14 protein-coding genes are annotated in these 14,827 nt (G+C 41.1%); 7 read left to right on the top strand and 7 right to left on the bottom strand.

What is annotated here, in order from left to right; genetic code table 11:
- Position 1 precedes the first annotated feature (1 nt).
- From ACR2F3_RS11800 to ACR2F3_RS11790, 3 genes are read right to left on the bottom strand one after another with little or no spacing between them, the layout of a single operon-like run.
- Entirely contained in the window at positions 2-817 is an 816-nt protein-coding gene (locus ACR2F3_RS11800; RefSeq protein ID WP_432710176.1) for a DUF3298 domain-containing protein, read from the bottom strand.
- An 11-nt stretch (positions 818-828) separates the two neighbouring features.
- Positions 829-1,293 carry a GNAT family N-acetyltransferase gene (locus ACR2F3_RS11795; protein ID WP_432710175.1) on the bottom strand — a complete coding sequence of 155 codons (465 nt, stop codon included), beginning with the start codon at positions 1,291-1,293 and terminating at the stop codon, positions 829-831.
- Entirely contained in the window at positions 1,290-1,979 is a 690-nt protein-coding gene (locus tag ACR2F3_RS11790; RefSeq protein WP_432710174.1) for a YggS family pyridoxal phosphate-dependent enzyme, read from the bottom strand. Before ACR2F3_RS11790 ends, ACR2F3_RS11795 begins: the two co-directional genes overlap by 4 nt.
- Before the next feature lie 72 nt (positions 1,980-2,051).
- Between ACR2F3_RS11790 and ACR2F3_RS11785 the strand changes: the two genes are divergently transcribed.
- Genes ACR2F3_RS11785 through ACR2F3_RS11770 form a run of 4 tightly spaced genes read left to right on the top strand, consistent with a single transcriptional unit; the run spans position 2,052 to position 6,371 of the window.
- Positions 2,052-2,573, top strand: a complete 522-nt coding sequence (locus tag ACR2F3_RS11785; protein WP_432710173.1) for a DUF4296 domain-containing protein — start codon at positions 2,052-2,054, stop codon at positions 2,571-2,573.
- A gap of 2 nt (positions 2,574-2,575) precedes the next feature.
- Positions 2,576-4,954: an endonuclease MutS2 gene (locus ACR2F3_RS11780; RefSeq protein ID WP_432710172.1), complete on the top strand. Its 2,379-nt coding sequence runs from the start codon at positions 2,576-2,578 to the stop codon at positions 4,952-4,954.
- A gap of 44 nt (positions 4,955-4,998) precedes the next feature.
- The gene (locus ACR2F3_RS11775) at positions 4,999-5,700 is read left to right on the top strand and encodes a CoA transferase subunit A (RefSeq protein ID WP_432710171.1); all 702 of its coding nucleotides are present in this window, start codon (positions 4,999-5,001) and stop codon (positions 5,698-5,700) included.
- A gap of 11 nt (positions 5,701-5,711) precedes the next feature.
- Positions 5,712-6,371, top strand: a complete 660-nt coding sequence (locus ACR2F3_RS11770) for a 3-oxoacid CoA-transferase subunit B (RefSeq protein ID WP_432710170.1) — start codon at positions 5,712-5,714, stop codon at positions 6,369-6,371.
- Here the strand turns inward: ACR2F3_RS11770 and ACR2F3_RS11765 are convergent.
- Positions 6,368-7,012: a uridine kinase family protein gene (locus ACR2F3_RS11765; RefSeq protein WP_432710169.1), complete on the bottom strand. Its 645-nt coding sequence runs from the start codon at positions 7,010-7,012 to the stop codon at positions 6,368-6,370. The genes ACR2F3_RS11770 and ACR2F3_RS11765 overlap by 4 nt on opposite strands.
- Positions 7,002-8,213: a LysM peptidoglycan-binding domain-containing protein gene (locus tag ACR2F3_RS11760; RefSeq protein WP_432710168.1), complete on the bottom strand. Its 1,212-nt coding sequence runs from the start codon at positions 8,211-8,213 to the stop codon at positions 7,002-7,004. The genes ACR2F3_RS11765 and ACR2F3_RS11760 overlap by 11 nt, the downstream gene beginning before the upstream one ends.
- Positions 8,214-8,379: 166 nt before the next feature.
- On the opposite strand from ACR2F3_RS11760, the gene ACR2F3_RS11755 reads away from it, so the two are divergent.
- Both ACR2F3_RS11755 and ACR2F3_RS11750 read left to right on the top strand, forming a co-directional pair.
- Positions 8,380-8,859, top strand: coding sequence for a Dps family protein (locus ACR2F3_RS11755; RefSeq protein ID WP_432710167.1), 480 nt, complete (start codon positions 8,380-8,382; stop codon positions 8,857-8,859).
- A gap of 97 nt (positions 8,860-8,956) precedes the next feature.
- Complete coding sequence (locus ACR2F3_RS11750) at positions 8,957-10,753, top strand: UbiD family decarboxylase (protein ID WP_432710166.1); 1,797 nt, start codon at positions 8,957-8,959, stop codon at positions 10,751-10,753.
- A gap of 71 nt (positions 10,754-10,824) precedes the next feature.
- On the opposite strand, the gene ACR2F3_RS11745 is transcribed toward ACR2F3_RS11750, so the two are convergent.
- Both ACR2F3_RS11745 and ACR2F3_RS11740 read right to left on the bottom strand, forming a co-directional pair.
- Positions 10,825-12,330: an OmpP1/FadL family transporter gene (locus tag ACR2F3_RS11745; RefSeq protein ID WP_432710165.1), complete on the bottom strand. Its 1,506-nt coding sequence runs from the start codon at positions 12,328-12,330 to the stop codon at positions 10,825-10,827.
- Between the two features lie 21 nt (positions 12,331-12,351).
- Positions 12,352-13,227: a hypothetical protein gene (locus tag ACR2F3_RS11740; protein ID WP_432710164.1), complete on the bottom strand. Its 876-nt coding sequence runs from the start codon at positions 13,225-13,227 to the stop codon at positions 12,352-12,354.
- Between the two features lie 102 nt (positions 13,228-13,329).
- Here ACR2F3_RS11740 and proS point away from each other — a divergent pair, with 102 nt between their 5' ends.
- On the top strand, positions 13,330-14,802 hold the full coding sequence (proS, locus tag ACR2F3_RS11735; RefSeq protein ID WP_432710163.1) for a proline--tRNA ligase: 1,473 nt from the start codon (positions 13,330-13,332) through the stop codon (positions 14,800-14,802).
- Positions 14,803-14,827 lie beyond the last annotated feature (25 nt).

The following is a 14,827-nucleotide window of genomic DNA, read 5'->3' as shown; positions in this document are numbered from 1 at the left end:
ATTAATTAATTGCAGGTAATATCGGATTAGCTTGAAGGATTTGTTTAATGTCGTTGTAAGGAATAAAAAGCGCTGTTCTTCCAGAAGAATATGGTTTTATTTCGTAGATATTGTATAGAAATGTGATTCCATTTTTATTCAACTTAAAATTTTCAGGTAACACAAAGATTCCTTTTTCAAAGAAATAGTTATCTAAACTTTGCGTAGGACTTAGTTTTTCATCTTTTCTAAAGATCTGTTCAGCAATTTTAGTTAACTCCTTTTTGGTGCCAGGCTTAATCAAAGAGTCGGTAGTTTGTAAATTCAGCGTCCTGGCATTATAGTTTTTATAGGTAATTATAGTACTTCCATGGGCACCTCCTGTATATTCCACCAGTGTGTATTGTAAACCGACATAGTTTTTCCATTGGGGCAGCACATTAATGTCGATGTTTCTAAACCAGGTTTGAAAGCTGCTTTTGTTTTCGTTTTTGAAAGCGTCAAAGTCAGCAATGAAATTTGTGACACTTTCCTTATAAGATTTTGGCTTTTCCTTATCGGGATTGTATGAAAATAATGCGTTTTCTTCAACCAGTTGGTTAAGCTTTTTATTGGCAAACACCGGGTATGTGATTACTGCTTTGGCGGTGTCAATGACTTGTCTATTTGGAGATAGTGGAGTTTTACTGTAAACTTTTACTGAATCATAGGAATAAGTTAGCGTATCTGCCGTTACTTCCTGAGTCAGATTGCCATTTATGCCATTTTCCGTATGATCTTTTTTTTGCTGGCAGGCAAACATGATGGCCACCAGGAAAACTGCAAAGATTTTTTTCATAACAATTTAATTTAATGCTGAAGTGCTTCTGTTGAAAGCGAAGCGTTTAACCATCCCGCTTCCATATACGCATTGTATTTGTTATAGAAGTTAATGGCAGGGGCATTCCAGTCGAGCACTTGCCAGCTCATGCCATTATATCCCTTATCGCGGGCCTCCTTTATAACGGTTTCAAAAAGCAATTTGCCAATGCCTTTTCCACGGTATTCTTCAGTAACGATAAAATCTTCCAGGTATAAACGACAACCCTTCCATGTAGAATAACGTGTATAATACAACGCGAAACCAACGATTCTGTTGTCTGCTTCTGCAACGAAAGCTTTCCATACCGGTTGTTTGCCGAAACCTGCATCAATAAATTCCTCCAGGGTTACGGTAACTTCTTCGGGGGCCTTTTCGTAAAGGGCCAGTTCGTGGATCAATTCTAGTATTGCCGGACAATCTGCTGCTACTGCGGTGCGTATGTTGATATTCATTCTGCTTTATAATGTTTAATGACGCGTTTACCAAATATGTTGCTTCCAATTCTTACCATGGTGCTGCCTTCGTCGATAGCCAGTTTATAATCTGCCGACATGCCCATGGAAAGTTCCTTAAAGTAATCATCCTTGCGGAAATAAGTAACTTTAATCCCATCAAAAAGCACCTTAAGTTCCTGAAATTCATCTCTGATCTGTTTTTGTGACTGGGTATTGGTGGCAATGCCCATTAAACCAACAATCCTGATATTCTTTAAGGTAGGGAACTCTTCAGAACGTAAAATTTCAATCACCTCATCATAACCTAATCCAAATTTAGTGTCTTCATCGGCAATGTATACCTGTAAAAGACAGTCGATTACGCGTTTATTTTTAGATGCTTGTTTGTTGATTTCGATGAGTAGTTTAAGGCTATCCACCGACTCAATTAAGCTGATGAAAGGGGCGATGTATTTAACTTTATTGGTTTGTAAATGGCCAATAAGATGCCATTCGATATCGTCGGGTAACTGGGCCTGTTTTTCCACAAGCTCTTGTACCAGGTTTTCTCCAAATACACGTTGACCAGCCTGATAGGCTTCCATTACCTCAGCTGCATCATGGAACTTTGACACGGCTACCAGCTTTGCGCCTGTACCCTCTAATTCCTTTTTATATTTCAATAAGTTATCGGCTATGCTCATTTATCAGTATTTTTGGTAAAATTAACAACCTTGGGGCAAAATGCGCTAAGAAATAACAATGTTTAAAGATTAATGAAGAAGATTCTACTCCTGGGGTTTATTTGTGCAGTCATCTACGGGTGTAAATCTCCAGTACCAAAAGAGATCATTCAACCAGATCAAATGCAGAAAATCTTATATGATATGCACATGGTTGATGCTTATATCAGCACGATCCCGGTGCAAGACTCGGCAAGAAAAGTCGCAGCAGCATATTATAAAGGCGTATACAAAAAATTTGGCATCGATTCTGCAAGCTATGCGAAGAGTATGGATTTCTATTATTCGAATCCAGAGATTATGAATGCGATGTACGTTAAACTGGAAACAGATTTTAAGAAAAATAAAGTGAAAGTAGAAAAACTACACAACCTCGCTATAGAGAAATTACAAAAGAAAAGACAAGATTCTATTAAGGCTGATTCCATTAAACAGGTGGTGAAAAAGAAAAAAGATTCTCTTCAAAAAGACAGTCTCAAAAAGTTGTTAAGAAGAAATCTGAAAAGTGGGCAAGGGAAGAAAGTTAAAGTCGTAAAAAATCAATCAACGCTGTAGTCATGTTATATCCGGAGAATTGTTTGGAGCGACTGGGTTTCAACGAAGTGAGAGCACTTATTCATAAAAACTGCTTAAGTCCGATGGGCCAGCATATGGTGAGTAAGATGCAGGTCATGACTAAGTATGACCAAATTAATAAGTTTTTAAGACAAACTAAAGAGTTTAAAAGCATTCTTGAAAACCAGGAACCTCTGCAAATCAATGCTTTTTTTGACATAAAATATTTAGCCGATAAAATAAAAGTAGAAGGAAGTTACCTGGTGGAAGAGGAATTATACCAGATGTATACTTCACTGCAAACGGTATTTTCTGTGATTCGTTTTTTTGACGAGCGCAAGGAAGTTTATCCAAACCTGGAAGCGCTTTTTGAGCATCTTCCGGTTGAGAAGAACATCTTGAAAAAAATTGAACAGGTTTTAGACCCGAAGGGAAAGATCAGGCCAAATGCTTCGCCTACATTATTACAGATCATTGCTGATATTTCAAAAGCTGAGCAGGAAGTGCGCCGCCGAATGGACAGTATCTATAAACAAGCCGTTAGTAGCAACTGGGTGGCTGATGGTAGTCTAACTGTACGTGATGGCAGGATCTGTATTCCTATCCTGGCGGAGAACAAACGTAAATTAAAAGGTTTTATACACGACGAGTCGGCCAGTGGCCAGACTGTTTACATGGAGCCGGAAGAGGTTTTTACCCTTAATAATAAACTACGTGACCTGGAGTTTGATAAACGCCGGGAAATTATTAAAATACTGATTGCCCTCACCACAGAACTTCGTCCGTACACACCTTTACTGATATCTTACCATGGGTTTTTAACGAAGTTGGATTTTGTAAGGGCCAAAGCTTTGTTCGCCATTGAGGTAGAGGCAGATATGCCGGTACTGGTAAAAGAAGCGAAAACAAAACTGGTTAATGCCCGCCATCCTTTATTAATGCTTTCTTTTAAAGAAGATAAAAAGACAGTGGTGCCATTGAATATGCAGATTCATGAAAACTTGCGAATATTGCTGGTCTCAGGACCCAATGCGGGAGGGAAATCGGTATGTATGAAAACAGTTGGACTATTGCAGCTGATGATCCAGTCGGGCTTACTGATACCGGTGCATGAGTCGAGTGAGGTTGGAATTTTTGATCAGATTTTTGCTGATATAGGTGATGACCAGTCTATTGAGAGTGATTTGAGTACCTACAGTGCCCATTTAAAGAAAATGCGGTATTTTGTTGCTCATGCCACCCCTAAATCACTGGTGCTAATTGATGAATTTGGTACCGGTACCGATCCTCAGTTTGGTGGGCCAATGGCTGAAGCAGTATTAGAGGTATTGAATAATAAGAAGGTTAGAGGGGTGATTACTACGCATTATTCTAACCTGAAGCTTTTTGCCGGGAATACGCAGGGATTGGAAAATGCCTCTATGTTGTTTGATAACGATAAAATGAAGCCCCTATATGTGCTTGAAATTGGAAAGCCAGGTAGTTCCTATGCTTTTGAAATTGCACAGAATATTGGTCTTCAACCGGAGGTGCTAAAACTTGCACGTGAAAAAATAGGTACCAATCAAAACCGGATTGATACTTTACTGGTGGATTTGGAGCGGGAGAAAAAACAGATATACGACACCAAGATCTTCTTGTCTACTCAGCAGAACAAGGTGAAGAACCTGGTTGCGGAGAATGAGAAATTAAGAATCTTCCTTGATGAAAATCGTAAAACCTTGCTAAAGGAAGCGAAAATGGAGGCACAGGCGATAATAAAAAATGCCAATAAACTGGTGGAAAACACCATTGCCGAAATTAAGGAAAAACAGGCGGATAAAGTGGCCACCAAACAGCTGCGCCAGAAACTGAATGAGGTGTTGGTGCAAAACCAGGTGAAAGAAGAGAAGAAACCTGTAGTGACGTCGCCGGTAGCTTTAAATACACCAATTGAGGTTGGCGACTGGGTAAAATTGAACAACAGTGATACCACCGGTCAGGTGCTGGAGATTAACCGCGACAACCTTGTGGTGGCGCTTGGCGACCTGCGTTCCGTGCTGAAAAAAAACAGGGTCCAGAAAATCAGTAATACCCAGGCCAAAAAGGCTATGCAATCGAGTTCTTACTCTGGAAGCATTTCAGAGGCTGTTGGTTCTTTTTCTGCTGAACTTGATCTGCGTGGTCGTCGTGGCGAAGATGCGTTACAGGAAGTAGAAAAATACCTGGATCGTGCGGTAATGATGGGCTTTCCCTTCATCAAGATCATTCATGGTAAGGGCGACGGTATCCTCAGGAAAATAATTAGGGAATACCTTAAAAAGTACAGTCAGGTTACCCGTGTGGAAGATGAACACCCTGATCGCGGTGGCGATGGCATCTCTTATGTCTATTTAAAATAATTGATTTTCGCTTAGTTTTTATAAATTAGCCACAAACCAAATATATGATCAACAAAGTAGTGTCGGGTGCTGAGGAGGCGATCCGTGATATAGAAGATGGTCAGACCCTCATGCTCGGCGGTTTTGGCTTATGTGGAATTCCAGAAAATTGTATTGCTGCATTAGTTAAAAAGCAGGTAAAAGAACTCACCTGTATCTCAAATAATGCAGGGGTCGATAACTTCGGTATTGGCCTCATGCTGCAAGGTAGACAGGTGAAAAAGATGATTTCTTCGTATGTTGGAGAAAATGCGGAGTTCGAACGTCAGTTGTTAAGCGGGGAGCTTGAAGTTGAGCTTATTCCGCAAGGTACATTAGCCACGCGTTGCATGGCAGCCGGTTATGGCATACCTGCTATTTTTACACCTGCCGGGGTAGGTACAGAGGTAGCCGAAGGCAAAGAAACACGAAATTTTAAGGGGAAGGACTATTTGATGGAATATGCTTTTGATGCAGATTTCGCGTTAGTGAAGGCTTGGAAAGGCGATACTGCCGGTAATTTAATTTACCGGGCAACGAGCAGGAACTTCAATCCGGTAATGGCTATGGCAGGGAAAACCACCATAGCAGAAGTGGAAATTCTGGTTGAAGCTGGTGAATTAGACCCTAATCAGATACATACGCCTGGCGTTTTCGTACACCGCATTTTTCAGGGTGCCCATTTCGAAAAGAGAATAGAACAACTTACCGTTAGAAAAAGAATTTAAGCCCCTGTAATATGCTGGACAAAAATGGAATTGCGAAACGTATCGCAAAGGAAATAAAGGATGGTTATTACGTTAATTTAGGGATTGGTATTCCTACGCTGGTAGCTAATTACATTCCCGAACATATTAATATAGAGTTGCAAAGCGAAAATGGCCTGTTGGGTATGGGGCCGTTCCCTTTTGAAGGGGAAGAAGACGCTGATCTGATCAATGCAGGGAAACAAACCATTACAACACTCCCTGGCTCGTCATTTTTCGATTCTGCCATGAGTTTCGGAATGATTAGAAGTCAAAAGATCGACCTGACTATCTTAGGTGCCATGGAGGTATCGGAATATGGCGACATTGCTAATTGGAAAATTCCAGGTAAAATGGTGAAGGGAATGGGCGGAGCAATGGACCTGGTAGCTTCTGCTAAGAATATTATTGTAGCCATGCAGCATGTGAATAAAGCTGGCGAAAGTAAGTTACTGCCAGCATGTACCTTGCCGTTAACAGGTGTACGCTGCATTAAGAAAGTAGTTACAGAGCTTGCCGTATTGGATATTTTGCCTGAGGGTGGTTTCCATCTTCTGGAAAGGGCACCCGGTGTGAGTGTGGATTACATAAGAAACGCAACCTCAGGCAGGTTATTTGCCGATGATGATACACCGGAAATGCAAATAGATTAACTGGTCGATTTACAGAACTTCTCTTTTAAATCGGCAGCAATTTTTTCAGTTGTAGAAATAATATGATCAGGGGTATTGTCATTGTTCAATATCACCTGGTTACATGTACCCTTATAAGGTAACAGAAACTCATTATAAGAAGGCATTACGTGCGCATGCCATTTATAGCGTACATCATCTTCGGGGTAACCTCTTTCCATGCCATCCCTTCTGATACGGCGTTCTAGTGCCACTGACTCTTCTGCCTCAATAAATATTTTATAATCTAACTGGGACGCAATGTCCTGAAAGTACAGGATAAATAAACCCTCTACAATAATAATCGGAGCGGGGTTAATCTCCAGGATTTTAACAACCGCCAATGGGTTATTAAAATTGTATTCTTTTTTATAAACCACTTCGCCTTTTAGCAACTTCTTAATGTCGTTACTAAACTGTTCATGGTCAATTGTCGTAGGCAGATCAAAGTTGTACAACTTATTTTCTTCCTGGGTCATTTCACCTGCAGGGATGTAATAATCATCCTGTGAAACTAAAGTAACCTCGTCGTTCTTAAAATGGTGTAAAAAGGAATTTAAAAAAAAAGTCTTACCAGAACCGCTACCACCTGCAATTCCAATAATTATTGGTTTATTGTTCATTATTCTCTTGTCCGCTGTATGTTATATTGCAATAAAATTTTTTGTCTAGGGCACCTAATGCTTCTGCCACAGCGTGGGTCATCACAACAACAACATCTTTAGTAGATTCATTTTCGGTGAATTTACCAACCACTTTGGCAAATGTAGAGCGGTTACTCATTGGATTGGTGATTTTCATCACGGTTCCGATAGGCGCAGAACGGTGTAACACTAACATTTTGTTAGGATCCAGGTCAGCATCCTGAATGGAAATAGCCGAACCGCGTTCATCGATCTGGTTTAAACCATAACGACTTGGAGCACCTCTAAGCGAAGGGTCGGTAATAGACGTTATGGTATCAGCGCCAATTCCAGGGGCTTGAGGTCTGCGTTGTCCATATTGTCCTTTAATTAACAGTTTTTGCCCAATGCGTAATGTATTACCGGTTAGATTGTTTTTTGCTTTAACCTGGTCCATCGTCATGTTGTATGAGGTGGCAATGGAATAAATTGTTTCATTTGAAGCAACGGTATGCACAATCAAATCTTCATAGGTGGTATCGGTAGGTTTAACAGCCGCGTTGGTGTTTACTGATTTCGGTTCTTGTCTAACAGGTTGTGGCTGCCTAACTGGTTGTGGTTGCGGAGTAGGAGGTACGTTAGCTTGAACAGGCTTGGTGGTGGTTGGAGTTTGTTGTATAGCTACAGCTGGAGTAACTACGGTATTTGTGTTTGTATTTTCTGCTTGTGCGTTCTGGCTTGGCATTTTTAATACCTGACCTATACTTAGGTTGATACTGTTTAAATTGTTGATGCGTTTAATCTCGTTTACGGTGGTGCCATATTTTCCGGCTAAGAAATTAAGGTTCTCTTTCTTCTGCACCATATGTTCTATATAGGATGGGGTATTTTCGCTTTCACTAACTATAGCAGCGCCAATACCTGAGGTATTGCCTGAGAAAGTTAGTGCTGTTGGTACTTTAATGATCACACCTATTTGAAGATACTTGTTCTCATTATAAGCCATGATTTCCTTATGAGGCACATTATACCTGCGGCTAATTGAGTAATAGGTGTCATGCTGAGCCACTTTGTGAATGATCAGTTTCTTTCCGTTCAAATTTTCAACACCAATAGAATCCAGGGGTAGAGCAGTGGCTGTTGCCGTTTGAGAGAAGGAGAAAAAAACGGCTAACAGGAATACGATATTATATTTTTGCATCAATGATTTCTTGAAAAGGTTTGGCAAATTTACAAATAAAAATTAAGAGGTTAAATTCTGTATAGAAAACGGCATTATACTGCCGGTATTGTATGAATTTGGAATTATTTAAAACCTTTCACACCGCCTGGTGTTTGGAACTTGATATAACCAAAATTCAAATATTATGGATGCCAAAGAAATTAGTTTGGACGAAAAAGAAGTGAAACCAATTGTTGATTTACTTAACGAATACCTTGCAAATTATCATGTTCATTACCAGAAATTACGAGGGTGCCATTGGAACATTAAAGGAAATAATTTCTTTACACTGCATGTGAAATTTGAGGAACTATATACTGAAGCCCAGGCAACGATAGATGAAATTGCTGAGCGCGTTCTTACCCTTGGTAAACCACCACATAGCCGATTTGAAGATTATATTAGAGAATCGACCATAAAGGAAGTTGATACCATTGGGATGAAAGATTTTGACATGATCGACGAGATTCTAAGGGACATGTCTCAATTAATAGCTTTGGAAAGAGAACTTTTATTAGCTACTGATGAAGCTGATGACGATGGGACCAATGACATGGTGAACCGTTTTATGCAGTTCAAAGAAAAAACTACCTGGATGTTGCGTTCATTCGCTAACAAAAAGTAAGTATACCTTTCTTTTGTGAGGACCACGCCCATGGGTGTGGTTTTTCTATTTATAGGGTTTTCCTTTATAACAAAATTGTTTAATACCTTTGGCATAGATGGGATATAAGAGTTTGGCAGCATGCGTTGCTGATTTAGAAAAACATGGGCACCTGTTAAGAATTAAGGAGGAAGTAGATCCTAATCTTGAAATGGCTGCAATACACTTAAAGGTATACGAAGAGCAGGGGCCTGCTATCTATTTTGAAAAGGTCAAAGGCAGTAAATTTCCAGCCGTATCTAATTTATTTGGTACCCTGGAGCGGTCAAAGTTTATGTTTCGTGATAGCCTGGAAAACGTGCAGCAATTGGTGGCTTTACGAGGTGATCCAATGAAGGCTTTAAAAAACCCGTTTAAATCTGCCGGTGTTGGCCTTGCCGCTTTGTCGGCATTACCAATGAAACAAAGTCTTTTCAAGTCTACCTTCGAGAAAACAACCATCAGCGCCTTACCTCAAATTGTGAACTGGCCCATGGACGGTGGTCCGTTTATTACCATGCCACAGGTTTTTACCGAGGACGTAGATAAACCAGGCGTCCTCAATGGCAACCTGGGTATGTACCGGATACAGATGGCAGGTAACGATTATATTCAAGATCAGGAGGTGGGTTTGCATTACCAGATTCATCGCGGTATTGGTGTACACCAAAGCAAAGCGAATGCAAAAGGCTTGCCTTTAAAGGTGAGTATCTTTGTTGGCGGTCCGCCGGCACATCCATTAGCTGCAGTAATGCCCTTGCCAGAAGGGCTTTCAGAAATGACCTTTGCTGGTGCATTAGGGAACCGTCGTTTCCGCTATTTTTACGATGATGAAGGTTTCTGTATCTCTGCCGATGCAGACTTTGTGATCACAGGCACGGTTTACCCTCAGGATAACAAGGATGAAGGCCCTTTCGGCGACCACCTAGGTTATTATAGTCTTAAACACCCATTCCCGGTAATGAAAGTTCATCAGGTCTACCACCGTAAAGATGCCATCTGGTCCTTTACTGTAGTGGGGCGCCCGCCGCAGGAAGATACCAGCTTTGGTGCCCTGATCCACGAAATCACCGGTTCTGCAATTCCTCAGGAAATACACGGATTGAAGGAGGTAAACGCAGTTGATGCAGCTGGCGTACACCCATTGTTATTTGCGATAGGCAGTGAACGTTATACCCCTTATTTAAAAGAAAGAAAGCCACAGGAGATTCTGACAATTTCAAATCATATCCTAGGTAAAAACCAACTGAGCCTGGCGAAGTACCTTTTTATCGCCGCTAAAGAAGATAATGAACAATTAACAACTCACCATATCGCTGAATTTCTTGGTCATGTCTTATCCCGTATGGACTTCAGCAGAGATCTGCATTTCCATACTCAGACGACCATTGATACGCTCGATTATACGGGCGATGGCTTAAATAGTGGTTCAAAACTCGTACTAGCCGCTGCCGGACCTGTAAAAAGACAGTTAAGTACAACGGTTCCGCAAAACCTTAGTCTTAAGTTTCATCTGGCGATACCTGGTGTGCTTGCGTTGCAGGGTGAACCGTATGTGAATGCCACCCGTGCGGCAGAGGAACTTGCCGAATTGAAAGCGACTTTACTTCCACAAAACCTGGATGGCATTGCGCTGATTGTACTTTGTGATGATGCAACCTTTACGGCAGCAAACATTAATAACCTGGTATGGGTAACCTTTACCCGTAGTAACCCGGCAACAGATGTTGATGGCGTAGGGAGTTTCATAAAAAATAAACACTGGGGATGTAAAGGTCCTTTAATTATCGATGCAAGGAAAAAACCACATCACGCTCCGGAGTTGATTAAAGATCCTGTGGTTGAAAAGAACATTGAAAGATTCAAAACATCATAATATAATATATAAGCGCATAAAAAAAACCTGGCTTAGTGATTAGCCAGGTTTTTTTATGCGCGTTATTTCGCTTAGAACCTCACGCCGAAAGTTAAGAAAACATTATTTCTGTTTTGTTTAACCGCTGCTACAGGTTCAGACAAGTCGTTTAAAAGGTAAGGACTGTAAGTACTGTTTGTTTCTACCCTTTGGTAGGCAACATCAACGTAATACTGGTTGATTTTGTAACCAAGGCCACCGCTATAAAATGATGTTTCAAACTTGTTGCCCGGATCAACTTTGTATGGTGTTCCGTTTACCCCGTAACCAGCCCTTAAAGTTAACTGGTCAATTCTATACTCTGCACCCACACGGTAGTTAATAACGTCAGTGAACATATCTTTTACTTCCGTATTGTTGTTTACGATGGTCGTAGGGGCATAGTTGTTTTCTGCATTACTGAACTTAATTGACGTATAATCAATGTAGTCCACATCAGCTGTGATCAAACCATGTTGTCCTAAAATTAAACTGGCACCTAGTGATCCCTTGTAAGGTGTTCTTAAGTTATATTCGAATACACTATTTGAAGGATCATTGGTATATCTGTTTCCACTGCTATAACTAGCATCCAGTACTTCCGAATACGTATCCTGTATATTCATCCAGGTTGGCGTTTGATAAGTAGCGCCAAATCGAAGGATATTTATGGGTTTATAGATGATGCCGATTTTACCGTTAATTCCTGACCCATCTGTTGCCTGACTTTGGCGATAAGACAAATCATAACGGTTACCCGCCATTTCATTTTCAGGGTTGGTAGAAATATTAGTTCCACCTTCCGTAAACTGGGAGTCGTAACCATAACGCACATTTACCAGGCCAACACTTGCACCAATATATAACTGGTTAGAGATATTCATCGCACCGGAAAAGTTAATTTCTGATGTTGATCCATATCGCGTTTGTGAATATCCCTGGCTGTTATTTAAAGCTGTTGCAGGTTCGTAGTAATTGTCATCACCATATTCGTCAATCAAAAAGGTATCATAAGCCATTCTGGCTAATGAACCCTTTGGTAATGCACTTGGGATGGCGTTATAGCTTGAGGCATCTTCAGAAAAGAAATCAGCGATAGAGCTATTTGCATTCTGGCCACCGAAAGCCACGTTGTTATTAAAATCATTGTTCCGGCTAAAGCCAATACCCCATACAAAGCTCAGCACTCCTTTATTCAAGTCAGAACCCGCACGTCTTACCGTGGGATTGTACCAAGCCATAGCGGCATTGTTCAGGTTTACTTTGTCCAGGCTGCTTTTCGTGCGTTGCCCAAGGTATAACGCATCATTCATGCTGTGATTATATTCAGGCGTAATACTGAATTCAGAACGGGTAAACATACCCAGTCCGGCAGGATTACCGCTAACCGAGCTAATGTCGCCACCTAAACTGATCTGTGCATTTCCTAAGCCTTTAAATCGCGCAGAACTTCCGTAATTCGTTTGTGAAAACCGAAGTGCGTCACTTGCATATTGGGCATATAATACTCCTGTGTTAGCTACTATAGCTAACCCAAGTAGAGAGATAAATTTTTTCATTTAGTGTGAAAGAGTGTTTTGTTAATTTCTGCCTCCGGTTCTTGAACTTCTGCTACCACCGCCTCCGCCACCACCGGCACTTCCGCTACTTCTTGTTGCACCACCATCATTTCTTGTTGAAGAAGGAGGGGTGTAAGAAGGTCTTGTTGGTGCATTGGAACGAGTTGTAGGTCTGTAAGTGTCAGAACTGCCACGGTTTGTTCTACTTCTAGTATTGGAGTTCGTGTTAATTCCTGTACCGCGGTTAGGGTTATACCTGTCCGCACGACTACCTGAATTAGAGATCACACCATTGGTTGAACGAACCGGTCCGGTTCTGCCCATACCATCTGAACTTCCTCGGATTGGTCTCGGACCATAGTTAGTAGTGCCAGGTAAACGGTTTACAAAACCCCCACCTGGGTAGCCACCAAAGTAACCGCCATAAATGCCACCTAAATAACCTCCGCCATAATATGGGTTCCAGGCATAATAAGGTGAGAAAACTCCCCAGCCGTAATTACCCCAACCCCAACCGAAACCAAAGCCCATAGAAAAACCTGGTCTGTACCATGGTGAAAAATAGTTTAAGCCATAAATGCTGTTATAACCATAATAGTCATAATAGAAAGGGTCAAAATAGCTGCGGAACGGACTGCCATAGTAGAACCTGTTAATGCGGGAAGAATAATCCATATCATAAAAAGGATCGCTTGATCCATATTCATCATATTCTGCATCATCCCTGTATCGCGAAGCTTCACTAGGCTTAGGAGCTACATATTCCTGCGCTTGTGCCACAGAGTTATAGACGTCATCATTGACTGTATTTGTTTGTGCTAATCTCGGTGCTGAACATGATGCCATCATCACCGTAACTGCTGCCAGTACACTCGTAATTAATCCAATCGGTTTCATGGTATTGATTTGTTTGTGTGTGTTACGTTAATATAGCTATAAATTTATAAATTTGCTGCCTATATTACAAGTTATTTAACACAAAAAACGTTCCAGAGAGTTATGAGCAAAGGTATTACAAGCAAAAACGAAGATTATTCCCAGTGGTATAACGACATTGTTATAAAAGCCGATCTTGCAGACCACTCCGATGTGAGGGGATGTATGGTGATTAAGCCATATGGTTACTCCATTTGGGAAAAAATGCAAGGTATTTTAGATCAGAAATTCAAAGATACCGGACATAGTAATGCCTATTTTCCACTTCTCATACCAAAGTCATATTTTTCAAAAGAAGCGTCACACGTTGAAGGCTTTGCCACCGAGTGTGCCGTTGTGACACATTATCGTTTAAAGAACGACGGTACCGGTAATATCATCGTTGATGAAACTGCTAAATTAGAAGAAGAACTGATCATCAGACCAACGTCTGAAACCATCATCTGGAATACGTATAGAAAATGGATCGAGTCTTATCGTGACCTGCCTTTACTGATTAATCAATGGGCCAATGTGATGCGCTGGGAAATGCGTACCCGTTTGTTCCTGCGTACAGCGGAGTTTTTATGGCAGGAAGGACATACCGCTCACGCCACCGCAAAAGAAGCGGTTGAGGAAACAGAACGTATGCTTGATGTATATGCCGACTTCGCTGAAAACTTTATGGCCATGCCTGTTATTAAGGGTAAAAAAACAGCCAATGAACGTTTTGCCGGTGCTTTAGATACTTACTGCATCGAAGCATTAATGCAGGATGGTAAAGCCTTGCAGGCTGGAACCTCCCATTTCCTTGGTCAGAATTTCGCCAAGGCCTTTGATGTGAAATTCACCAGTAAAGAAGGTAAGATAGAGCATGTTTGGGCAACTTCGTGGGGTGTTTCCACCCGTTTAATAGGTGCGTTAATCATGGCCCATAGTGACGACGCCGGACTTGTACTTCCACCGAAATTAGCGCCTATCCAGGTGGTGATTGTTCCTATTTACAGGAACGACGATGATTTGGCTAAAATTACTGCCTTTGTTGATGAGTTAATGCCTAAGCTAAAACGCATGGGTATCTCGGTGAAATATGACGACCGTGATTCACAACGTCCTGGTTTTAAATTCGCTGAATACGAATTGAAAGGCGTGCCTATTCGCCTAGCGATTGGTGGTCGCGACATGGAAAACAAAACTGTGGAGCTTGCCAGAAGAGATACACGTGAGAAATTCACCGTTAACCAAGAAGGCCTGGAAATTTACATTCCTCAACTTCTTGAAGAAATTCAAAACAGCATTTATAAAAAAGCGGCCAATTTCCGCGAGGAACACATCACTGAGGCTAATTCTTACCAGGAATTTAAAGACCTGCTGGATAATAAAACAGGCTTTATCGCTGCACACTGGGATGGCACTCCAGAAACTGAACAGAAAATTAAAGAAGAAACCAAAGCCACTATCCGTTGCATTCCTTTAAATAACAAACAAGAGGACGGCGTTTGTGTTTATTCAGGTAAACCCTCTACGCAACGTGTATTATTTGCCCGTGCATACTAATTGCACAGGCTAGAGGATGTTGAAT

The sequence above is a fragment of the Pedobacter sp. genome (assembly GCF_045627485.1).
Taxonomy (GTDB): domain Bacteria; phylum Bacteroidota; class Bacteroidia; order Sphingobacteriales; family Sphingobacteriaceae; genus Pedobacter.
Note: the sequence above shows the minus strand (reverse complement) of the source record. Positions and strands in the feature narration are given on the sequence as shown.

What these genes read in the sequence shown, in the direction of transcription:
- ACR2F3_RS11800 (WP_432710176.1), bottom strand. Translation starts at nt 817, where the DNA reads ATGAAAAAAATCTTTGCAGTTTTCCTGGTGGCCATCATGTTTGCCTGC.
- ACR2F3_RS11795 (WP_432710175.1), bottom strand. Translation starts at nt 1,293, where the DNA reads ATGAATATCAACATACGCACCGCAGTAGCAGCAGATTGTCCGGCAATA.
- ACR2F3_RS11790 (WP_432710174.1), bottom strand. Translation starts at nt 1,979, where the DNA reads ATGAGCATAGCCGATAACTTATTGAAATATAAAAAGGAATTAGAGGGT.
- ACR2F3_RS11785 (WP_432710173.1), top strand. Translation starts at nt 2,052, where the DNA reads ATGAAGAAGATTCTACTCCTGGGGTTTATTTGTGCAGTCATCTACGGG.
- ACR2F3_RS11780 (WP_432710172.1), top strand. Translation starts at nt 2,576, where the DNA reads ATGTTATATCCGGAGAATTGTTTGGAGCGACTGGGTTTCAACGAAGTG.
- ACR2F3_RS11775 (WP_432710171.1), top strand. Translation starts at nt 4,999, where the DNA reads ATGATCAACAAAGTAGTGTCGGGTGCTGAGGAGGCGATCCGTGATATA.
- ACR2F3_RS11770 (WP_432710170.1), top strand. Translation starts at nt 5,712, where the DNA reads ATGCTGGACAAAAATGGAATTGCGAAACGTATCGCAAAGGAAATAAAG.
- ACR2F3_RS11765 (WP_432710169.1), bottom strand. Translation starts at nt 7,012, where the DNA reads ATGAACAATAAACCAATAATTATTGGAATTGCAGGTGGTAGCGGTTCT.
- ACR2F3_RS11760 (WP_432710168.1), bottom strand. Translation starts at nt 8,213, where the DNA reads ATGCAAAAATATAATATCGTATTCCTGTTAGCCGTTTTTTTCTCCTTC.
- ACR2F3_RS11755 (WP_432710167.1), top strand. Translation starts at nt 8,380, where the DNA reads ATGGATGCCAAAGAAATTAGTTTGGACGAAAAAGAAGTGAAACCAATT.
- ACR2F3_RS11750 (WP_432710166.1), top strand. Translation starts at nt 8,957, where the DNA reads ATGGGATATAAGAGTTTGGCAGCATGCGTTGCTGATTTAGAAAAACAT.
- ACR2F3_RS11745 (WP_432710165.1), bottom strand. Translation starts at nt 12,330, where the DNA reads ATGAAAAAATTTATCTCTCTACTTGGGTTAGCTATAGTAGCTAACACA.
- ACR2F3_RS11740 (WP_432710164.1), bottom strand. Translation starts at nt 13,227, where the DNA reads ATGAAACCGATTGGATTAATTACGAGTGTACTGGCAGCAGTTACGGTG.
- proS (WP_432710163.1), top strand. Translation starts at nt 13,330, where the DNA reads ATGAGCAAAGGTATTACAAGCAAAAACGAAGATTATTCCCAGTGGTAT.